A 19,962-nucleotide genomic window follows, 5' to 3' on the forward strand; every position below is an offset into this window, starting at 1 on the left:
GGATCAGATGGCGACAATGACAAGCAGCGCGGCGCCGCCACGGTTCAGCGTCGTGCTTTCGAGGATCTGCGACGGGGCGCTCTATCTGGCCGGCATCGGGCTGGTCGCCATGACCGCGCTCGTCGCCTATCAGGTCTTCTTCCGCTTCGTGCTCAATTCGTCGCCGAGCTGGACCGAAACCAGCGCCATCATGCTGATGAACTGGTTCATCTTCCTTGGCGCCGCCGTCGGCGTGCGGGAGAACTACCATATGGGGTTCGACGTGCTGCTTTATATCCTGCCGAAAGGCAGCAAGGGAGCGTTGCGCACGCTGTCCGACCTGATCGTGCTCGGCTTCGGGTTCGGCATGGTCTGGTACGGCTGCAAGCTTGTCGGCCTGACCTGGCACACCATCATCCCGGCGCTCGAGCTGCCGGGTGGCTTCGACTATCTGCCGCTGGTCGCCGGCGGCGTGCTGATCTGCCTGTTCTCGGCCGAGCGCATCGCGCTGCGCTGGTCGGGCGTCGATATCGACAAGGACATCAATCTCGAGGACGTGCCGGAGATGCCGGCGGTGCAGGAGGCCTAGATGGAGCTCTGGATCCTGTTCGGCGTCTTCACACTGCTGATGTTCGGCGGCACGCCGATCGCGTTCTGTCTTGGTGCGGCCTCCTTCGCCACCGTCCTCTATCTCGGCCTGCCGCCCCTGGTCGTGTTCCAGCAGATGAAATCGGGCATGAGCGCGTTCTCCCTGATGGCGATCCCGTTCTTCATCTATGCCGGCGATCTGATGGTGCGCGGCGGCATCGCGCAGCGCATCGTTTCCTTTGCCGGCTCCCTGGTCGGCCATGTCCGGGGCGGCCTCGGTCAGGTCAACATCATCGCCGGCACGCTGTTCGGCGGCATTTCCGGCTCGGCCGTGGCCGAGGCCGCGGCCGTCGGCGGGCTGATGATCCCGCAGATGAAGGCACGCGGCTACGGCGCCGACTATGCCGTCAACGTCACCTCGATGGCGGCGCTGATCGCGCTGCTTTTGCCGCCATCGCAGAACATGATCATCTATTCAATCGCAGGGGGCGGCAAGATTTCGATCGCCGACCTGTTCACCGCCGGCATACTACCGGGCCTTTTGTTCGCCGCCTCGCTGATGGTCACCGCCTATTTCGTCGCCCGCAGCCGCGGCTACCCGGTCGAGGCCTTCCCCGGTTTTTCGCGTGTCGGGCAGCTGGCGCTCATCGCTATTCCGGGACTGCTCTTGATCGGCATCATCTTCGGCGGCGTCCGCTCCGGAATCTTCACAGCGACGGAGAGTTCGTGCATCGCCATTCTCTACGCCTTGCTTGTTACCGTCCTCGTTTACCGTTCGATGGGCTGGAGCGATTTCGTCCACGCCACCAAGGGCGCCGTGCGCACCACTTCGATGGTGCTGTTGATCATCGGTACGGCGGCTTCTTTCAGCTGGCTGATGGCCTATCTCAAAGTGCCGGTGCTGCTGATCGCCGGCATGAATGCGATCTCCACCGATCCGCTCGTCGTGCTGCTGCTGCTCAATGTCCTGATGCTGGTGCTCGGCACCTTCATGGACATGGGACCGATGATCATCATCTGCACGCCGATCTTCCTGCCGCTGGTCACACATTATGGCGTGGATCCCGTGCATTTCGGCGTCATCACCATCCTCAATCTCGGCATCGGGCTGAACACGCCGCCGGTCGGCACGGTGCAGTTCGTCGCCTGCGCCGTCGGCAAGATCACGGTCTGGGAAGCGATGCGCTCGATCTGGCCGTTCTATGGCGCCGGTATCGTCGTTCTCGGGCTGGTGACGTATATTCCGGCCATCTCGCTCTGGTTGCCGAGCGTGTTCAAGTAGAGGACGACATGGCATTGGATAGCGCAACCGACCTCAGGGTCGAGAGAAAACCCAAACTGTCGGAAACCGTCGTCGCGGCAATTCGCAGGCAGCTTCAGGCAGGCGAGATCCTGCCCGGCCACAAACTGCCGACCGAGGGCCAGTTGACCGAAACCTTCGGCGTCAGCCGCACCGTCATCCGCGAAGCCCTGGCCAAGCTCGCCGCCGATGGCCTGGTCGAGCCGCGGCAGGGTGCCGGCGTCTTCGTCACAGAGCACATCTCGACGATGTTCGGCGCGCTCGCGGCCGATATGGGCAGCAAGGATTCGATCGCACTCAACGTGCTCGAAGTGCGGCTCGCCATCGAGATCGAATCGGCCGGGCTCGCCGCTATCCGCCGCAACGCGGCCCAGGAGGCGGCGATCCAGGAAGCCTTCTTCGACTTCGAACGGCTGCTGCTCGCCAGCGAGCCGACCGGTCCGGCCGATCTCGCCTTCCATCGCGCCATCGCCAGCGCCACCAATAACCCGTTCTATGTCGAAATGCTCGACGTGCTCGGCCGGCGTGCCATTCCGTGCGACGTGACCTCGCCCTGGTCGACCGAGCTTGTGCAGTCCGACAGCTATCAGCGCGGGCTGCAGCGCGAGCATCTGGTGATCCTGAACGCGATCACATCGGGCGATGCCGAAGCCGCGCGCGAGGCGATGCGCACGCATCTCTCGGCCAGCCAGCAGCGCTATCGCGAGCGCCTGCATGCGCGGCAGGTCTATTATTCCGACTCGGTCAAGGCGGCCGGCGGCGAATGATCCATCTCAAGTCAGGACAGCAATGAGCCAGAACCATACCGACTATACATCGCGTTTTGCCATCGACCCCGCCGCCGCCGCGGCCATGGGGACCGACGAGTTGCGCCACAATTTCCACATCGAAGACCTGTTCCAGCCCGACCGCGTCAGCCTGACCTACACACATTACGACCGCATGATCGTGGGCGGCGCGATGCCGGCCGGCGCGCCGCTTCGGCTGGAGGCAATCAAGCCGACTGGAACGAAAGGCTTTCTCGAGCGCCGCGAGTTGATCGCCGTCAATATCGGTGGCGGCGGCACGATCGAAGCCGGCGGCCAGCTCCATGAGTTGCAGGTACGCGACATGCTCTATCTCGGCATGGGCACGCAGGATGTGTCGTTTGCCTCAGTCGACAAGGCGGCGCCGGCAAAGTTTTATCTGCTCAGCGCGCCGGCGCATCAAACCTTTCCCAGCCGGCTGATCCGCATCGGTGACGCCCGGCGTCTCGATCTCGGCAGCAAGGAGGCCTGCAACGAACGCTCCATCTTCCAGTTCATCCATGCCGACGGGGCCAGGACCTGCCAGCTCGTCGTCGGCATGACGCAACTTGCGCCGGGCTCCATCTGGAACACCATGCCGTGCCATGTGCACGACCGGCGCATGGAGGCCTATCTCTATTTCGACGTGCCGGAGGCGGCGCGCGTCTTCCATTTCATGGGCGAGCCGGACGAGACCCGACACATCGTCATGCGCAACGAGGAGGCCGTGCTGTCGCCCGGCTGGTCGATCCATTCAGGCGCCGGCACCTCCAGCTATGCCTTCATCTGGGCGATGGCCGGCGACAACGTCGACTACACCGATGTGGATCCGGTGGCGATGGAAGACCTGCGGTGAGCGATCTTTCCGCCTTCAGCCTGACCGGTCGGCGCATCCTCGTCACCGGCGCCAACACCGGCATCGGCCAGGGCATCGCCGTTTCGATCGCGCGCGCCGGCGGCATGGTCGTCGGGGTCGGCCGTTCCTCGATGGATGAGACGGCCGCAAGGATCGCCGCGGCGGGCGGGCGGTTCGAGGCGGTCGCGGCCGACCTTGCCGACACATCCGCCGCAGGTCCGATGCTGGAGCGCGTGTGGGACGAAAGCGGGCCGCTCGACGGGCTGGTCAACAATGCCGGCATCATCCGGCGCGCCGATGCCGTCGATCTCTCGGAAGCCGATTGGGACGAGGTGCTCGACCTCAACCTGAAGACGGCTTTTCTGCTCTGCCAAGGCTTTGCCAGGCGCGTCCTTGCCGGCGGACGCAAAGGCAAGATCGTCAACATCGCCTCGGTGCTGAGCTTCCAGGGCGGCATCCGGGTCGCGTCCTACACCGCCTCGAAGCATGGCGTGCTCGGCATCACCCGGCTGCTCGCCTGCGAATGGGCAGCGAAAGGCATCAACGTCAACGGCATCGCGCCGGGCTATATCGAAACCAACAATACGCAGGCGCTGCGCGCCGATCCCGACCGCAGCGCCTCGATCCTGGCGCGCATTCCGGCCGGCCGCTGGGGCCGGCCGGAAGATATTGGCGATGCGGCGGCCTTCTTGCTGGCGCCGGCGTCGGACTATATGCATGGCGCGGTGGTGCCGGTGGACGGCGGCTGGCTGGCGCGATGAGGATATTGCGATGAGCGAAACGAAAATCTTCTCCCAGGCCGGCGCGGGCGCCTGGACGGCGACGCCGGATGGCAACAGGCGGCGCGTTCTCCTGCACACGGATGAACTGATGATGGTCGAGTTCGCATTCGACAGGGGCGGCGTCGGCGCCCTGCATTCGCATCCGCATGTACAGGCAAGCTACGTCGCCGAAGGCCGCTTCGAAGTGACCATCGACGGCCGGACCGAAATCATCGAGACAGGCGGCAGCTTCATCGTGCCGTCAGGCCTGGTGCATGGCGTCAAGGCGCTCGAAGCCGGCCGGCTGGTCGACAGCTTTACGCCGCACCGGGCCGATTTCCTTGCCTGAGGGGCGGCCATGCGATGAGCGATGGACGCTCGTTTCGGCGCGCTGTTTCCAAATGAAAAACCCGCGCCTCCGGAGAGGCGCGGGTCTGTTGCCTGGGCGCTTGCGCGCCGCGGTACTCGAAACGTGGCCGCAGGAGATGGAGCCTGCCGAATCATGGTGAAGATAGGCTTAACGCGGACCGCCATATAATAGCACCGGCGGGCGGTGCACGGCGTTCAAGTCATGTGCCTGAGCAGGCCGAAAAGCCGTTCGAAGGTCTTGCCATAGGGCGGACGCAGAAGGCTTCCCGCGCTCAAGCGCGACTGCAGGAAAACCGGCTTCTCCTTGCTGAAGGTGCGAAAGCCCCATTCGCCGTGATAGGCGCCCATGCCGCTGGCGCCGACGCCGCCGAAGGGTTGGTTCTCCTGCACCAGATGCAGCATGCAATCGTTGATGGTGACGCCGCCGGCGATGGTCTCGTGCAGAATGCGTTGCCGGTTGCCGCCGTCTCGCCCGAACCAGTAGAGCGCCAGCGGCCGGTCGGCCCGGTTGACGTGAGCGATGGCGTCGTCGATCCCGGCATATTCGAGGATCGGCAGCACCGGCCCGAAAATCTCCTCGCGCATCAGCCGCAGGTTGGGATCGGCGTTCCTGACCAGGGTCGGCGGCAATTTGCGGCCTGTGGCGCCGAACGCCTCGCCGGCGGGGTTGATTTCGATGACATCGGCGCCGGCGTCGCGGGCTTCCGCGATCATGGCCCGCAGGCGCTGATAATGCCGGTCGCTGACGATGGCGGTATAGTCCGGATTGTCGCGCAGGCTGGGGTAGAGCTTCGCCATAGCCGCCGCGAGTTTCTCTGCCACGATGCCTGACTGTCCCTTGGGCACCAGCAGGTAGTCCGGCGCGATGCAGGTCTGCCCGGCATTGAGGAGCTTGCCATAGGCGACGCTGGCCGCCGCCGCATCGAGGTCGCATGAGGGGTCGAAGATCGCCGGCGACTTCCCGCCGAGTTCCAGCGTGACCGGGGTCAGGTTGGCCGCGGCGGCCAATGCGACCTGGCGGCCGACGGCCGTCGAGCCGGTGAACAGCAGGTGATCGAAAGGCATCGACACGAATGCCTTGCCGACCTCAGCGTCGCCGGTGATGACGCTGAGTTCGTCCGGCGCGAAATGCTCGGCGGCCAGGCGCGCCAGCAGTGCTGAAAAGGCGGGCGTCAATTCGGATGGTTTGACCAGCACGCGATTGCCGGCGGCGAGCGCCGCGGTGACCGGCGCGACGGCGAGCTGGAAAGGATAATTCCAGGGCGATACGATGCCGACGACACCGAGCGGCTGCGCGACGAGCCGGTTCCTGCCCGGCAGGAACGGCAAGGTGGTGGCGACGCGGCGTTCCCGCATCCAGCCTTTCAGGTGAGACAGCGCGTGGCGGATGCCGGCCCGCACCACGAACAGCTCGGCAAGGCGGGTCTCATGAGCCGAGCGGCCGCCGAAGTCGGTGTCGATTGCCGCGCAGATGTCGGCCTCATGCTTTTCCGTGAGCGCCAGCAGCCGGACGAGGCGATCCTTGCGGACATCGAGGCCCGGAAAGGGCTGCGCCTCGAATGCGGCGCGCTGCTGCTTGAAGCGCTCGCCGAGAGCGTCCTGTCTGGTCTGCAGCATCGCTCCCTCCCTGATCGCGCCGGGCAAGCTTACATCGCAGCGCGTGAGCGAATCCAGCAGGGGTGCTGATGTCGCAGGGGAAGGCGCGAATTGGAGCCGGTGGACATGCCACCCCGCGCATCGCGGATAGCGTTCCGGCGATCTTCGCTTTAAGAACGTTGCCTCAGCCAAACCAGGGGACCATTGCGAGATGGCAATATCGACGGCGAGCGTTCCGCCGGATGTACCAGACCCCAAGCAACGCGTGTTGAAGGACGTGTTCGGCTTCGACGATTTTCGTCCCGGCCAGGCCGAAATCATGGACGCGCTGCTGGGCGGACGCCATGTGCTGGCCGTCATGCCGACGGGTGCGGGGAAATCGCTCTGCTACCAGGTTCCGGCGCTGGTCCTGGGCGGCCTTGCCATCGTCGTCTCGCCGCTGGTGGCGCTGATGCAGGATCAGGTCGCGGCGTTGCGCCTTGCCGGCGTGGCAGCCGATACGATCAACTCCTCGATCGAGCGCGAGGCCAATGTCGCGGCATGGCGCCGTGTCGCCTCCGGCCAGACGCGCCTGCTCTACCTCGCGCCGGAGCGGCTGATGACGGAGCGGATGCTCGACGCGCTGGCCAGGCTCGACGTCAGCCTGATCGCCATCGACGAGGCGCATTGCATCTCGCAATGGGGTCCGGCGTTCCGGCGCGAATATGAGGATCTGTCGCGGCTGCGCTCCATTTTCCCGCAAGTGCCGATCATCGCGCTGACGGCGACGGCGGACGAGGCTACCCGCATCGATATCGAAGCGCGTCTGTTCGCCGGGCGCGCCGAAACCGTGGTGCTGGGTTTCGACCGGCCGAACATCAAGCTTGCCCTCGAGGCCAAGCAGGACAGCAAGCGCCAGTTGCTGCGCTTCGTCGAGCGTCACGCGGGCAAAAGCGGCATCGTCTACTGCCTGTCGCGCAAGAAGACCGAGGAGATGGCGGCTTTCCTCGAGAAGAACGGCGTGACCGCGCTCGCCTATCACGCCGGGATGAGCAAGGAGGCGCGTGAGGCGAATCAGAACGCCTTCATGACGCTCTCCGGCGTCGTCATGGTGGCGACCATCGCCTTCGGCATGGGCATCGACAAGCCCGACGTCGCCTATGTCTTCCACACCGACCTGCCGGGCAGCCTCGAAGCCTACTATCAGGAGATCGGCCGCGCCGGCCGCGACGGGCGGGCAGCCGAGGCGCATATGCTCTACGGGCTCGGCGATATCCGCATGCGGCGCCTGTTCATCGACGACGAAGAATCATCACCTGAACACAAGAGACGCGGGCATCGCCGGCTCGATACGTTGATCGGCTACTGCGAGGCGGTACAGTGCCGCCGCCAGATCCTGCTCGGCTATTTCGGCGAACAGGCAGCGCCCTGCGGCAATTGCGACAATTGCCTCGACCAGGTGCCGCGCGCCGATGGCGGAGCGGAAGCGCGGATCATCCTGACGGCAGTCGCGCAGACCGGCGAGCGCTTCGGCGCCGCCCATGTCATCGACATACTGCTCGGCCACGAGACGGAGAAAGTACTGGCGAGAGGCCATCAAGCGCTGACCAGTTTCCGGGCCGGCGCGGCGCACAGGAAAACGGTCTGGCTGTCACTTATCCGGCAACTGGTCGCCGGCGGATTCCTTGTGCCGGATCCGGACGGCCATGGCGGCCTCGCCATTTCCGAAAGCGGCCGCGCCCTCGGGCGCGGCGAGGTTGCGTTCCATTATCGCGTCGAGATGCGGGACCCTCTCGCGCGCGGCAGGAAGCGGTCCGGGGAAGGCTCCGCCGCCAGCGCCGAGGGTGTGGATGCATCGCTGCTGGGCGCGCTCAAGGCGCTGCGGCTGCGGCTGGCCAAGGAGCGGCAGGTGCCGGCCTATGTCGTGTTCTCGGACCGCACGCTGATCGACATGGCCGAACGCCGCCCGCGCGACCTCGACGCCTTCGCCGAGGTGAATGGCGTGGGAGCGGCGAAGCTTAGGGAATTCGGGGAGATTTTTCTCGCCGCGATTGCCGGGCATCATCCGAATTGAGCTGAACCGGTCGACGCGTCACGCACAGGCTACAGCGGCCATCCAGACAGAAGTGCCTTCGTGACGTCACCTCGCTGTCTGAGCTGATCAATATGGCACCGTCTGCTTTTCGGTGCCGCTTGCCGTGGCGGCTGGTGCGTTCGTCGCGTCAATGATCGACTTCCTTCGTTCCGGCGAGATCACGGAAGACCGTGCGCCAGAACGATAACCATCCTCTCGACTGTCTTCCATGCCTTGACACTGGTGCTAGATTGGCAGTCGTCAAGGCAGGCACCGCCCTGACGAACGACGAAAGGGAGGCAACAACCAATGCAAATCCGAGCCGATACCTTGATAATAGCAGCGGCTATTCTGTTGGGCAGTGGAATGCTCGCCAGGACGCAAGCTCCGCTGGCGGCGTCGCCAGCCGATTGGTTAGTGGCACCCGGCGACGGTATGATGGTGTTCAATTCCGCGTCGAGGAAAGCCTATCATTGCGCAATGATATCAGGCACTGGAAAAGCGCCTTTTGTGAGCTGCTACGCCCCAGCTACGCTGCCCTAACAGCGGGGTTGCTTCGATCAGTACCCGCGCTGCCTCCGTTGCTCGTCGCTGACTGGCGCTGTCACGCGGCCCGCCTGGACGAGCAGACGACTGAGTAGGCGACGCTGTGTCGGCGTCAGCCTGTCAACTGCTTGGCGAGCTTGCCAGTACCGTAAGCCGCCGAGCCTACCAGACGCGGCGAGACCGTCGAAATGGGGGCAGTCAGTGCGCAGTGCGCAACGGCCGTCGCCGTGCCCGCCCTATAGACCTGCATCGCCGCTTGGACGGCGCTTTTCGTGTCGACCAGGTCCGAAATCGTTCAATCAGTCTTGGCTGTGCTTGCAGCCTATGGGTGGGAGGACTTGATCCCGGCTTTAGCTGGTCGGCCCGGCGCGAGGGAAGAACAAATCGAGGCGGACGCAACCGTGATCGAGATTTCGGACTGGCCAAATGGCCGTCCGACGGTTGGAACAAATTAGGCTCGTGCGTGACCTGTTCGCCAAGCTCCCGGCGCCGGCGCATTTGGATGATGTTTCCTTATCGTTCGATGGCAGGAACACCAGCAAGCGCAGCGGACGTGTGGCCCAGGTTTTGGAAACGCTGGTTGCGACCGGACTGGCGAGAGAGGACGCAGCTGGTGGCCGCGCCCGCTATTTCGTGCCTCGATGACCCGTGGGTTTCGGCACCGGGCTCGCTGGCGAAGCTCATCGTCAGATGATTACACGGCAATCCCGATGCCAGACAATTACAGCGCCGCAGGAGCTCAGGGCTGCACGCACTCCCCCGGTGCGGCTGCTTCGCTTTAGCAAACGTTTATGGCTGGGCGGGAAAAGCCAAATAAGGTAAGGAAATCAATTCGGACTGGCGGAGAGGGAGGGATTCGAACCCCCGATGGGCTTGCACCCATGCCGCATTTCGAGTGCGGTGCATTCGACCACTCTGCCACCTCTCCGCGGTCATGGTCGGCCGTTGCCGGCGCGGCGCACTAGATAACGGCTGAACGGGCAGGTTACAAGGCCAAATCCGCCGGAAAGTCAGCTTGCGTCAGAGGCTGGCCCGGAGCGACGCGGTCCCGACCGCGGTAGACGATGCCAGCCACTTCGCCGGCCAGCAATCCGGCCAAGATTTCGAACTCGGGTTAACGAGGCCTGAGGACGCCGGTCCGGCGGTGCCGGCGACCTCCTGATAGGAATTTTTTCTTGACTGGGTGAAGGCAACTATGGTAGAGATCTGGTTATGGTGCTGAGTTGCGCCAGGGACCCGCCGCACAGGCGGGTTTTTCCGTTCAAGGCTCCATCAACAGCGCGCAGACGAAAGCTCCGAAGGAACCCGTTAGCCCGGATTCGTTGCCCTGAGAATCTGGCCGTTTGCCTTGACTCGCAACAAACCTTCGGTTAGGGACAGCGCGCAATCGGCGTGGAGGGTTCTTCCGCGCCGCTTGTTTTTTGAACCCGCAGACTGACAAAAAGACGGCCGAACCGCCACAGGCGGTTCATCGAGGCCGACCGAACAGCGAAAGGCAAAAAATGTTCGCAGTCATCAAAACGGGCGGCAAGCAGTATCGCGTCGCCGCCAACGATCTCCTGAAGATCGAAAAAGTCGAAGCCAATGTCGGCGATATCGTCGAGATCGGCCACGTGCTCGCGCATGGCGAGGGCGAGAATGTCACGTTCGGCGCACCGTTCGTCGACGGCGCGGTTGTCACCGCCGAGGTCGTCGAGCAGGGCAAGAACCGCACGGTCATCGCCTTCAAGAAGCGCCGCCGCCAGAATTCGCGCCGCAAGATCGGCCATCGCCAGTTGCTGACCACGGTCAGGATCTCCGAGATCCTGCTGGGTGGCGCCAAGCCGGCCAAGAAGGCCGCTGCCAAGGCCGAGGTAGCCGCCGACGCGGCGCCGAAGGAAGCCAAGGCCAAGAAGGACGCCCCGAAGGAAGAGGCAAAGGCCGAGACCGCGGCAGCGCCGCTGTTCAAGGCGCCGAAGGGCGAGCCGGACGATCTGACCGTGATCAAGGGCATCGGCCCGGTCGCCGCCAAGGATCTCAACGAACAGGGCATCATCACCTTCGCGCAGCTCGCCAAGCTGACCGAGAAGGATGTGGCCAAGATCGACGAGAACATGCCGTTCAGCGCCGACCAGATCAAGGACTGGCGCGAGCAGGCCAAGGAACTGGCGAAGAAGTAAGGCGAACCGGCGCGAAACGTCGCCGGATCGGACTTGAAACGGAACGCGAACGCGTTCATAAGACCATTCAAGCGCCCCTGGGCGCATCGGAGTTAGTTAGATGGCACACAAGAAAGCTGGCGGCTCGTCGCGCAACGGTCGCGACTCGCATTCCAAGCGTCTGGGCGTGAAGAAGTTCGGCGGCGAAGCCGTCATCCCGGGCAACATCATCATTCGTCAACGCGGCACCACCTGGCATCCCGGCGTCAATGTCGGCATGGGTACCGACCATACGCTTTTCGCGCTCGAAGCCGGCGCCGTGACGTTCAACAAAAAAGCCAACGGCCGAACCTACGTATCGGTCAACCCGATTACCAAAGCAGCGGAGTAGCCGGTTCCGCGCCACAACACCGGCAGCCCATCTCGGGAACCGGTGTCTGGAAGCCAGAAGGTTTGGCAAAGCCAGGAAAAGGATCAGGGGAGATGGGTTTCCATCTCCCTTTTTTCTTGTGCCTGGAGGACTTTGACATGGTTGCCGAAGCGGAAGACTCAGAAGACGAAAGTTATGCGATCGATTGCCCGGTGCTGGTCACCGAGCGGCTGGTGATGCGGGCTCCGCGCGAAAGCGACATCGCGCAACTGGTCGAGCTCGCCGACAACCGTCATGTCGCCGAGATGCTGGCGCGCATGCCGCATCCCTATGGCGAGGCCGAGGCACGCGCTTTCCTGGCCATGGCCAAGTCGCGCCGCGCCGGTATCGCCTATGCGCTGACGCTGGCGGGCACCGAAACCTTCGTTGGCTGCGCCGGATTGAATACCACCGACCGCGGACTGGAGCTCGGCTACTGGATCGGTGAGCCCTATTGGAAGCGCGGCTTCGCCACCGAGGCGTCGCACGCCCTGGTCGATCTCGCGTTCCAGCGGACAAACATCCAGGTGCTTCATGCCTCGACGCGGGTCATCAATCCGGCCTCGCGCCGGGTGATCCACAAATGCGGCTTCCAGTATGCGGGCCAGGGCATGCTGAACTCGATCGTCGCCGGCCAGGTGCCCGTCGAGCGTTACCGCCTCGACCGGAAGACATGGACCAGCCTGCGCAACTGGGTACATTTTTGATGTGTGCCGATATTCAGGTGAGGCCGGCCTGCAAACGCTGATTTTCTGCGCTTCCGGTGCTCGCGTACCTTAAGTACGCTCCGCTCCGGTTCTCGAAAACCAACGTTTTCGGCTCGGCCTGACCTGAATCTCAGCACACATCGGCGCTGGGCCTCTGGTCAAAGGTTCGGAAAGAAACGTGCATCGATTTGGGCTCAGCCCAGTTCGGCCCATACCGGCAGATGGTCCGAGCCAACAGCCTTTCGGTCGACCCACAGGCGCTTCAGCGACCGGGCAAGCGAGGCGCTGGTGAAGATATAGTCGATACGCTTGTGGCGGTCGGTATTGCCGGGGTCCTTGGGGTCGACCCAGCTGACGAGATCGTCGCCGGCGACATTGAGGCGCAGGGCGGCATCGACGGCGAAGTCGGCGGTCAGCGGCATGCCGAATTCGTGGTCCGGCCGGCCGGCGAGTTCGACATATTCGGGCGATCCGGCCAGCATGTTGAAGTCGCCCATGCCGACGAAGGCCTCGGGGTGCGGCAGTTCCGGCAGGCCGATCTCGGCGACGCCGGACAGCGCGCCGCCTTCAAGCGCATAGTTCAACAGGCGCCGGCGCAGGAACTGGATCTGGCTGGCGCGCTCGACCGGGCTGCGGTGATCGAGATGGATGGAATAGAAGCGGATGAAACCAAGCGGCGTCTCGATCAGCGCCTCCAGCGCGCCGCGCTGGAAGTTCATCATCTCGAAGCTGCGGCTTCGCGGCAGGAGCAGGTTGCGCGACAGATGAATGGGCGTCTTCGACAGCACCATGTTGCCGAGCTGGAAGGTGGTGGTGATGGCGCGGCCGTTTTCGATGCGCGAGCCGATATTGGCCTCGAAATTGCTGCCATAGACGGCGAAATAGTCGGGCAGCGCCTCGCCGATCTCGGCGACCATGTCGCGTCCGCCGTTCCTGGGATTGTTGCGGGTGACCTCCTGCAGCGCGATGACATCGGCGCCGCGCACGGCGTCGGCGATACGCCCGACATCGTACTGCCCATCGAGGCCGATGCCGTACTGGATGTTGTAGGTTACAAGCTTCATGCCGACATCTCCGGCCAACCCCACGCGGCCACTGTCACAAAACGGCCTCGCCCTTCGCCGCGCCTTGGTTTAGAGCAAGGCGCAAGGTTTAGAGCAATGCCGCAAGGCCAATAAAGAAACTGCTGTCCGATGAAATTTCTCGATCAAGCCAAGGTCTATGTCCGCTCCGGCGACGGGGGCGCGGGTTCCGTGTCGTTCCGGCGCGAGAAATTCATCGAGTTCGGCGGACCGGACGGCGGCGATGGCGGCCGCGGCGGCGACGTCTGGCTGGAAGCGGTCGACGGGCTGAACACGCTGATCGACTACCGCTACCAGCAGCATTTCAAGGCCAAGACCGGCACTCATGGCATGGGCCGCAACATGACCGGCGCCAAGGGCGCCGACGTCACGCTGAAAGTGCCGGCTGGAACGCAGGTGTTCGAAGAGGACAACGAGACGCTGATCTGCGACCTCACCGTGGTCGGCCAGCGCTTCCTGCTGGCCAAGGGCGGCAATGGCGGCTTCGGCAACCAGCATTTCAAGACCTCGACCAACCAGGCGCCGCGCCGCGCCAATCCGGGTCAGCCCGGCGAGGAGCTCAACATCTGGCTCAGGCTGAAGCTGATCGCCGATGCCGGGCTGGTCGGGTTGCCCAATGCCGGCAAATCGACCTTTCTCGCCTCCGTCACCGCCGCCAAGCCGAAGATCGCCGACTATCCCTTCACCACGCTGCATCCCGGCCTGGGGGTGGCACGCATCGATGCGCGCGAATTCGTCATCGCCGACATTCCCGGCCTCATCGAAGGCGCGCATGAGGGCGTCGGCATCGGCGATCGCTTCCTTGGCCATGTCGAGCGCACGCGCGTGCTGCTGCACCTGGTGTCGGCGCAGGAGGAGAACCCCGGCAAGGCCTACAAGACCGTGCGCGCCGAACTCGAAGCCTATGGCCATGGCTTGACCGACAAGGCCGAGATACTGGCCCTTTCGCAGGTCGACACGCTTGATGCGGATGAGCGCAAGAAGAAGGTCGCGTCGCTGAAGCGCGCCGCCGGCCGTGCGCCGATGCTTCTGTCGGCGGTCACCGGCGAAGGGGTCGAAGCGGTGCTGCGCGCGCTGATGGCGGTGGTGGCCGAAGCGCGCGACGCGATCGCGGCGCCGGTCGACACGCGCTGGGAAAAATAGCATGACCGTGCAGTCGCTGAAGAAATACCGACGCATCACCGTCAAGATCGGTTCGGCGCTTCTGGTCGACCGCACCGCTGGGCTGAAGCGCGACTGGCTGGCGTCGCTGGCCGACGACATCGCCGTGCTGGCTCAAGGCGGCGCGGAAATCCTGGTCGTGTCGTCGGGCGCCATCGCGCTGGGCCGTACCATTCTGGATCTTGGAAAAAGGGCGCTGAAGCTCGAGGAGAGCCAGGCGGCCGCAGCCGTCGGCCAGATCGCGCTGGCCGGCGCCTGGTCGGATGCGCTTGGCAAGGGCGGGTTGAAATCGGGCCAGATCCTGCTCACGCTTGGCGACACCGAGGAGCGCCGCCGCTACCTCAACGCCCGGGCGACGATCTCGACGCTCTTGAAGATGAAGGCGGTGCCGGTCATCAACGAGAACGACACCGTGGCGACCTCCGAGATCCGCTATGGCGACAATGACCGGCTGGCCGCGCGGGTGGCGACGATGATGGGCGCCGACCTTTTGGTGCTGCTCTCGGATATAGACGGTCTCTACACCGCGCCGCCGGCGCGTGACCCGGAGGCCAAATTCGTCGCGGTGGTCGATCGCATCACGCCTGAGATCGAAGCGATGGCGGGTGCCGCGGCTTCCGAACTGTCGCGCGGCGGCATGCGCACGAAGCTCGACGCCGGCAAGATCGCCACCGCGGCCGGCACGGCCATGATCATTACCGCCGGCACGCGGCTTTCGCCGCTGATGGCGATCGAGCGCGGCGAGCGCGCCACCTTCTTCCGGCCGAGCGCCAACCCGGTGAAAGGCTACAAGAGCTGGATCGCCGGCCAGCTCGAACCGGCGGGAAGGCTCACCGTCGATGCCGGCGCCGTCGGGGCGCTGACATCGGGCAAGTCGCTGCTGCCGGCCGGTGTCAAGCTGGTCAGCGGCAATTTCTCGCGCGGCGATACGGTGGCGATCCTGTCGCCCGAGGGTCGCGAGATCGCCCGCGGGCTGGTTGCCTATGATGCCGCGGATGCCGTAAGGATCGCAGGCCTGAAGACAACCGAAATCGAGACCGTGCTCGGCTACGAGGCGCGTTCGGCGATGATCCACCGCGACGACCTTGTGGTCAGCCTCGCGGGCGACCAAGTAACGAGCGGAGGATGAGCCATGCTGAAGCTGCATGAAAAATCCCGGAACGATACAGTGGCGACCATGGCCGACCTCGGCCGCCGTGCCCGCGCCGCCGCACGACCGCTGGCCATCGCCACGACAGCCGCCAAGAACGCGGCACTTGCCGCCATGGCGCAGGCGATCATCGCCCGCGAGCGAGCCATACTCGACGCCAACGCCAACGACATCGCGAACGGGCATGAAGCCGGCCTCTCGGCGTCCTCCATGGACCGGCTGAAACTCAATCCCGCCCGCATCCGCGCCATGGCCGAAGGCATTCGCGAAATTGCCGAACTCGGCGATCCGGTCGGTGACGTGATCGCCAGTTGGGAGCGGCCGAACGGCCTCAGGATCGAACGCGTGCGCACGCCGCTCGGCGTCATCGGCGTCATCTACGAGAGCCGGCCGAACGTCACGGCGGATGCCGGCGCGCTCTGCCTCAAGGCCGGCAACCCGGTGATCCTGCGCGGCGGCTCGGATTCGCTGAACTCGTCGTCGGTGATCCACGCTTGCCTGGTCGACGGCTTGAAGGCAGCCGGCCTGCCGCAGGACGCCATCCAGCTTGTGCCGACCGCCGACCGCGCCGCCGTCGGCGAAATGCTGAAAGGCCTCGGCGGCAATCTCGACGTCATCATCCCGCGCGGCGGCAAGAGCCTGGTCGAGCGGGTGCAGACCGAGGCCCGGGTGCCGGTCTTCGCGCATCTCGAAGGCATCTGCCATCTCTATGTCGACCGCTCGGCCAAGCTCGACATGGCAGTCGGCATCGCCGTCAACGCCAAGATGCGGCGCACCGGCGTCTGCGGCGCGGCCGAAACGCTGCTGGTCGACCGTGCGGTTGCCTCCACCCACCTGGTGCCGATCCTCGACGCCTTGCGCGCCGCCGGCTGCGAGATCCATGCCGATGCCGAGGTGATGAAGCTGTTCTTCGACGCCAAGCCGGCGACCGATGCCGACTGGGTCACCGAATATCTCGACGCCATCATCGCGGTGAAGCTGGTCGACGGCGTTGATGACGCGATCGAGCATATCGAGACTTTCTCCTCCCATCACACCGAGGCGATCGTCGCCGAGGACGCGCAGGCGGTGGAACGGTTCTTCAACGAGATCGACTCGGCGATCCTGCTGCACAACGCCTCAACGCAGTTCGCCGATGGCGGCGAGTTCGGCATGGGCGCCGAGATCGGCATCGCCACCGGCAAGATGCACGCGCGCGGGCCCGTTGGCGTCGAGCAACTGACCTCGTTCAAATACCGCGTGCGCGGCTCGGGACAGGTGAGGCCTTGACGCTTTTCGTCCAAAGGGCCTGAAGCTTGCGCCCAGCCACCCCCCTCTGTCCTGCCGGACATCTCCCCCGCAAGGGGGGAGATTGGCTGACATTTTTGGTTTCGCCGATCTTCAATGCTGCAAGATTTGTGCCTTCACCGAAGCTGCTAATCTCCCCCCTTGCGGGGGAGATGTCCGGCAGGACAGAGGGGGGTGCCTAGCGAATGCTTTCCCTGCTTGAGCAACCTATCCCGTCCAGCTACCTCAAAATGCCGCATGCCGGCAAAGGCCTTGCCGTCGGCCTGTTCGGCGGCTCGTTCAATCCGCCGCATGCCGGCCACGCGCTGGTCGCCGAGATCGCGCTCAGGCGGCTGGCGCTCGATCAGTTGTGGTGGATGGTCACCCCGGGCAATCCGCTGAAGAACACGCACGAGTTGGCGCCGCTGGCCGAACGGCTGCGCCTGTCCGAGAAGATCGCCAAGAACCCGAAGATCAAGGTCACCGCCTTCGAAGCGGCGCATCATGTGCGCTACACCGCCGACGCGCTGGCGCTGGTCAAGGCGCGCAATCCCGGCGTCGACTTCGTCTGGATCATGGGCGCCGACAGCTTGCGCGATTTCCACCGCTGGCAGCGCTGGCGCGAAATCGTCATGACCTTCCCGATCGCGGTCATCGATCGTCCGGGCGCGACGCTGTCGTTCCTGTCGTCGGTCGTGGCCAAGACCTTCGACTATGCCCGCATCGACGAAGGCGATGCGCCAAGGCTCGCCCGTATGAAGGCGCCCGCGTGGACCTTCATCCACGGCCCGCGCTCGTCGCTGTCGTCGACGGCTATCCGCGAGCAGGCGAAGGGCTGATCGGTACGCACAGCGCCCTTTCTTCGCAAGGAGGAAGGCAAGTCCGGCAATGTCGCTTTTGCGGCGGCCTTTCGTCATCGAATGGATGATCTTGCGCTGATATGACCACTCTCGTGAAAAACCAAACCGAAGCGGAACCGAGGCACGGCGACACGCCCACGCCGCTGATCGCGATTGCCAGCGTCGTGGTGTCGATGGCGCTGATCGCCATCGGCAACGGGCTGATGTTCGCCTACATCCCCGTCCGGCTCGGCGTGGAAGGCTTCGATCCGACCTGGGCCGGTCTGATCGTCACCGGTCTGTCGGCGGGTGGTCTCGCCGGCTGCATCCTGACCGGACCGCTGGTGCGCAGGGTTGGCCATGCCCGCGCCTTCATGGTGCTGTCGGCGCTGATCGCGCTGTCGAATGCCGCAATCGGCGCCGGGCCGCACCCCCTGTTGTGGATCGCGGCGCGCGCTCTCTACGGCTTTGCCATATGCGGGCTTTTCATCGTCGCGCAGAGCTGGCTCAACGATGCCGTGGCCAACGCCATACGCGGCAGGGTAATGGCCGTCTTCTACGTCGCCTATGTCGGCGGGCTCGGCATCGGCTATGCGACGCTGGCGCTGGTCGACATCAGGACGGCGGATGCATCGCTGATCGGCATAGCCTTCACCGCGCTATCCATCCTGCCCGTCGGGATGACCCGGCTGGCCCAGCCGCCGGCGCCGCAGGCGGCATCGGTGGCGCTGCGCCGGGCCTGGCGGATTTCGCCGGTCGGCGTCGCCGGCATGCTGGCGGTCGGTGGCCTGTCCATGTCGATTTCCGGTTTTGCGCCGATCCACGCCACCGCGAAGGGGTACAGCCAGGCCGACGTGGCGCTGCTGCTTTCGGTGATGCCGCTGGGCACGCTGATCCTGCAGGTTCCGCTCGGCTGGATTTCCGACCGCACCGATCGCCGCTATGTGCTGGTCGCGGCATCCGCGATCGCCGCGGCGGCAGGGATGTTTGCGCTCGGCTTCGACGGCGGTACGCTGGCGGTGCTGCTGGTGATCTATGTGATGTGGGACGGCGCCTCGGAATCGATCTACTCGTTGGCCAGTGCGCACGCCGCCGACCGCGCCGGCAAGGACGACATGGTGGCGCTGTCGAGTTCCTTGTTGTTTGCCTGGTCGCTGTCCGGCTTCATCGTGCCGGGCATCGTGACCGCGCTGTCAGCCGTCTTCGGCACGCAGGCCTTCATCTATGTAACAGTGGTCATCGCCTGCGTCTTCTGCCTGTTCGTGCTTTTGCGCGTGTTCACCGCGCGGCCGGTGCCGGCAACCGAAACCGGCAGCTTCGCGCCGATGACGGCGCAAGCGCCATTGCCGGTGGAACTCGCCTTCGCGCCGGACGAACAGCACCGGCACAGGGGCGATTGACTATTGCCGGCGGGTTTCCGGCGCCGGGGCCTGCGGTGGCGGCAGCGGGATCGATATGCGTTCGCGGTCGAATTCCTGCTTGGCCCGCTTGGTGAGATCGGCCTGGGCGGCGAAGAAATCCACCGATGATGTCCAGTAACGCAAGGTGATCGAGACGGTGCTTTCGCCCAATGCCGCGACAAAGGCGGTCGGCGCCGGCTCACGCTTGACGCGGCGCTCGGCGGCGGCGATCGCAAGCAGCGTCTTCTGGGCGCGGTCGATGTCGTTCCAGGAGCCGATCGAGAGGGTGATGTCGCCGCGCCGCACGCCGTTGCGCGAAAAATTGCGCACCGGCTGGTTCCACAGCGTCGAGTTGGGCGCCAGGATGTAGACGCCTTCGGCGCTCCGGAGCTTGGTGGCGAAAAGGCCGATTTCCTCGATCGAGCCGGCAATGGACCCGACTTCGACGGATTCGCCGATGCGGAACGGCCGCAATGCCAAAAGCATGATCCCGGCGGCAATGTTCTGCAGCGTGCCTTGCAGCGCCAGGCCGATGGCCAGGCCGATGGCGCCGATCGCGGCGATGATCGAGGCCGTCTGCACGCCGAACTGGCCGAGCACCATGATGACGACCAGGACGAGGATGGCATAGCGGACGATCTTGGAAAAGAAGTGCCGCAGCGTCTGGTCAAAGCCATGGATGTGGCCCAGGCCGGCAAAAATCGAGCGCTCGGCAAAGCCGGCGACGATGTAGCCGACAACCAGAAGGATGACGGCGCCGACCGCCGAAAGGGAATAGGAGACAATGAGCGCGCTGAGCTGAGAGAGCCCCGCCTGCACGGTCAGGAGGGCATTTTGCGGGTCGATCGGCATAATGGGATTCCGGTTGATCAATCAGCCGATAACCCCTGCGGAACGCCTGGGTTCCGATCTTTTGCGTGTCGCGCGGAACAAGCGGAGCCTCAATGAGTTCGCATGGAAGCGGGGCTCCGTCTTGA

Annotated in this window: 18 protein-coding genes and 1 tRNA gene; 15 read left to right on the forward strand and 4 right to left on the reverse strand. The window is 64.7% G+C overall.

The window, feature by feature from the left end; genetic code table 11:
- The first annotated feature begins 16 nt into the window (after positions 1-16).
- The 6 genes from FJ953_RS20465 to FJ953_RS20490 are packed head-to-tail and all read left to right on the forward strand — an operon-like array spanning position 17 to position 4,618.
- Positions 17-568: a TRAP transporter small permease gene (locus FJ953_RS20465; protein ID WP_140550947.1), complete on the forward strand. Its 552-nt coding sequence runs from the start codon at positions 17-19 to the stop codon at positions 566-568.
- Positions 569-1,849, forward strand: a complete 1,281-nt coding sequence (locus FJ953_RS20470) for a TRAP transporter large permease (RefSeq protein WP_140560745.1) — start codon at positions 569-571, stop codon at positions 1,847-1,849.
- Between the two features lie 8 nt (positions 1,850-1,857).
- Positions 1,858-2,634: a FadR/GntR family transcriptional regulator gene (locus tag FJ953_RS20475; RefSeq protein WP_140525004.1), complete on the forward strand. Its 777-nt coding sequence runs from the start codon at positions 1,858-1,860 to the stop codon at positions 2,632-2,634.
- Between the two features lie 22 nt (positions 2,635-2,656).
- Positions 2,657-3,508, forward strand: a complete 852-nt coding sequence (gene kduI / locus FJ953_RS20480; RefSeq protein WP_140624957.1) for a 5-dehydro-4-deoxy-D-glucuronate isomerase — start codon at positions 2,657-2,659, stop codon at positions 3,506-3,508.
- Entirely contained in the window at positions 3,505-4,269 is a 765-nt protein-coding gene (gene kduD, locus FJ953_RS20485; protein WP_140624958.1) for a 2-dehydro-3-deoxy-D-gluconate 5-dehydrogenase KduD, read from the forward strand. The genes kduI and kduD overlap by 4 nt, the downstream gene beginning before the upstream one ends.
- A gap of 10 nt (positions 4,270-4,279) precedes the next feature.
- Positions 4,280-4,618: a cupin domain-containing protein gene (locus FJ953_RS20490; RefSeq protein WP_140566765.1), complete on the forward strand. Its 339-nt coding sequence runs from the start codon at positions 4,280-4,282 to the stop codon at positions 4,616-4,618.
- 215 nt (positions 4,619-4,833) lie between these two features.
- Here FJ953_RS20490 and FJ953_RS20495 read toward each other — a convergent pair whose 3' ends face one another.
- Positions 4,834-6,255 (reverse strand): coniferyl aldehyde dehydrogenase, encoded by a 1,422-nt coding sequence (locus FJ953_RS20495; protein WP_140624959.1) that lies wholly within the window; start codon positions 6,253-6,255, stop codon positions 4,834-4,836.
- Positions 6,256-6,445: 190 nt separating this feature from the next.
- Between FJ953_RS20495 and recQ the strand changes: the two genes are divergently transcribed.
- Positions 6,446-8,287, forward strand: coding sequence for a DNA helicase RecQ (recQ, locus tag FJ953_RS20500; RefSeq protein ID WP_140624960.1), 1,842 nt, complete (start codon positions 6,446-6,448; stop codon positions 8,285-8,287).
- Between the two features lie 1,384 nt (positions 8,288-9,671).
- Here the strand turns inward: recQ and FJ953_RS20505 are convergent.
- Positions 9,672-9,761 (reverse strand) — tRNA-Ser (locus tag FJ953_RS20505).
- 574 nt (positions 9,762-10,335) lie between these two features.
- On the opposite strand from FJ953_RS20505, the gene FJ953_RS20510 reads away from it, so the two are divergent.
- The 3 genes from FJ953_RS20510 (at position 10,336) to FJ953_RS20520 (ending at position 12,087) form a co-directional block, all read left to right on the forward strand.
- Positions 10,336-10,992, forward strand: coding sequence for a 50S ribosomal protein L21 (locus FJ953_RS20510; protein ID WP_140566774.1), 657 nt, complete (start codon positions 10,336-10,338; stop codon positions 10,990-10,992).
- Between the two features lie 100 nt (positions 10,993-11,092).
- The gene (gene rpmA / locus FJ953_RS20515; protein ID WP_140493012.1) at positions 11,093-11,362 is read left to right on the forward strand and encodes a 50S ribosomal protein L27; all 270 of its coding nucleotides are present in this window, start codon (positions 11,093-11,095) and stop codon (positions 11,360-11,362) included.
- A gap of 137 nt (positions 11,363-11,499) precedes the next feature.
- Complete coding sequence (locus FJ953_RS20520; RefSeq protein WP_181167602.1) at positions 11,500-12,087, forward strand: GNAT family protein; 588 nt, start codon at positions 11,500-11,502, stop codon at positions 12,085-12,087.
- Between the two features lie 194 nt (positions 12,088-12,281).
- Here FJ953_RS20520 and FJ953_RS20525 read toward each other — a convergent pair whose 3' ends face one another.
- Positions 12,282-13,151 (reverse strand): endonuclease/exonuclease/phosphatase family protein, encoded by an 870-nt coding sequence (locus FJ953_RS20525; RefSeq protein ID WP_140525012.1) that lies wholly within the window; start codon positions 13,149-13,151, stop codon positions 12,282-12,284.
- Between the two features lie 129 nt (positions 13,152-13,280).
- On the opposite strand from FJ953_RS20525, the gene obgE reads away from it, so the two are divergent.
- From obgE to FJ953_RS20550, 5 genes are all read left to right on the forward strand, one after another.
- Entirely contained in the window at positions 13,281-14,312 is a 1,032-nt protein-coding gene (gene obgE, locus FJ953_RS20530; RefSeq protein WP_140493021.1) for a GTPase ObgE, read from the forward strand.
- 7 nt (positions 14,313-14,319) lie between these two features.
- Positions 14,320-15,459, forward strand: coding sequence for a glutamate 5-kinase (proB, locus tag FJ953_RS20535; RefSeq protein ID WP_140517608.1), 1,140 nt, complete (start codon positions 14,320-14,322; stop codon positions 15,457-15,459).
- A 3-nt stretch (positions 15,460-15,462) separates the two neighbouring features.
- Positions 15,463-16,749 carry a glutamate-5-semialdehyde dehydrogenase gene (locus tag FJ953_RS20540; RefSeq protein ID WP_140624961.1) on the forward strand — a complete coding sequence of 429 codons (1,287 nt, stop codon included), beginning with the start codon at positions 15,463-15,465 and terminating at the stop codon, positions 16,747-16,749.
- A 248-nt stretch (positions 16,750-16,997) separates the two neighbouring features.
- Positions 16,998-17,585 carry a nicotinate-nucleotide adenylyltransferase gene (locus FJ953_RS20545; protein ID WP_140493506.1) on the forward strand — a complete coding sequence of 196 codons (588 nt, stop codon included), beginning with the start codon at positions 16,998-17,000 and terminating at the stop codon, positions 17,583-17,585.
- A 101-nt stretch (positions 17,586-17,686) separates the two neighbouring features.
- Positions 17,687-18,985 carry an MFS transporter gene (locus FJ953_RS20550; RefSeq protein WP_140624962.1) on the forward strand — a complete coding sequence of 433 codons (1,299 nt, stop codon included), beginning with the start codon at positions 17,687-17,689 and terminating at the stop codon, positions 18,983-18,985.
- Here the strand turns inward: FJ953_RS20550 and FJ953_RS20555 are convergent, their stop codons facing one another.
- On the reverse strand, positions 18,986-19,837 hold the full coding sequence (locus tag FJ953_RS20555; protein ID WP_140554892.1) for a mechanosensitive ion channel domain-containing protein: 852 nt from the start codon (positions 19,835-19,837) through the stop codon (positions 18,986-18,988).
- Between the last annotated feature and the right edge of the window lie 125 nt (positions 19,838-19,962).

The sequence above is a fragment of the Mesorhizobium sp. B2-3-6 genome, assembly GCF_006442305.1.
Taxonomy (GTDB): domain Bacteria; phylum Pseudomonadota; class Alphaproteobacteria; order Rhizobiales; family Rhizobiaceae; genus Mesorhizobium.

Bases quoted from the DNA above. Each gene is read 5' to 3' on its own strand.
- FJ953_RS20465 (WP_140550947.1), top strand. From the start codon at position 17: ATGACAAGCAGCGCGGCGCCGCCACGGTTCAGCGTCGTGCTTTCGAGG.
- FJ953_RS20470 (WP_140560745.1), top strand. From the start codon at position 569: ATGGAGCTCTGGATCCTGTTCGGCGTCTTCACACTGCTGATGTTCGGC.
- FJ953_RS20475 (WP_140525004.1), top strand. From the start codon at position 1,858: ATGGCATTGGATAGCGCAACCGACCTCAGGGTCGAGAGAAAACCCAAA.
- kduI (WP_140624957.1), top strand. From the start codon at position 2,657: ATGAGCCAGAACCATACCGACTATACATCGCGTTTTGCCATCGACCCC.
- FJ953_RS20490 (WP_140566765.1), top strand. From the start codon at position 4,280: ATGAGCGAAACGAAAATCTTCTCCCAGGCCGGCGCGGGCGCCTGGACG.
- FJ953_RS20495 (WP_140624959.1), bottom strand. From the start codon at position 6,255: ATGCTGCAGACCAGACAGGACGCTCTCGGCGAGCGCTTCAAGCAGCAG.
- recQ (WP_140624960.1), top strand. From the start codon at position 6,446: ATGGCAATATCGACGGCGAGCGTTCCGCCGGATGTACCAGACCCCAAG.
- FJ953_RS20510 (WP_140566774.1), top strand. From the start codon at position 10,336: ATGTTCGCAGTCATCAAAACGGGCGGCAAGCAGTATCGCGTCGCCGCC.
- rpmA (WP_140493012.1), top strand. From the start codon at position 11,093: ATGGCACACAAGAAAGCTGGCGGCTCGTCGCGCAACGGTCGCGACTCG.
- FJ953_RS20520 (WP_181167602.1), top strand. From the start codon at position 11,500: ATGGTTGCCGAAGCGGAAGACTCAGAAGACGAAAGTTATGCGATCGAT.
- FJ953_RS20525 (WP_140525012.1), bottom strand. From the start codon at position 13,151: ATGAAGCTTGTAACCTACAACATCCAGTACGGCATCGGCCTCGATGGG.
- obgE (WP_140493021.1), top strand. From the start codon at position 13,281: ATGAAATTTCTCGATCAAGCCAAGGTCTATGTCCGCTCCGGCGACGGG.
- FJ953_RS20540 (WP_140624961.1), top strand. From the start codon at position 15,463: ATGCTGAAGCTGCATGAAAAATCCCGGAACGATACAGTGGCGACCATG.
- FJ953_RS20545 (WP_140493506.1), top strand. From the start codon at position 16,998: ATGCCGCATGCCGGCAAAGGCCTTGCCGTCGGCCTGTTCGGCGGCTCG.
- FJ953_RS20550 (WP_140624962.1), top strand. From the start codon at position 17,687: ATGACCACTCTCGTGAAAAACCAAACCGAAGCGGAACCGAGGCACGGC.
- FJ953_RS20555 (WP_140554892.1), bottom strand. From the start codon at position 19,837: ATGCCGATCGACCCGCAAAATGCCCTCCTGACCGTGCAGGCGGGGCTC.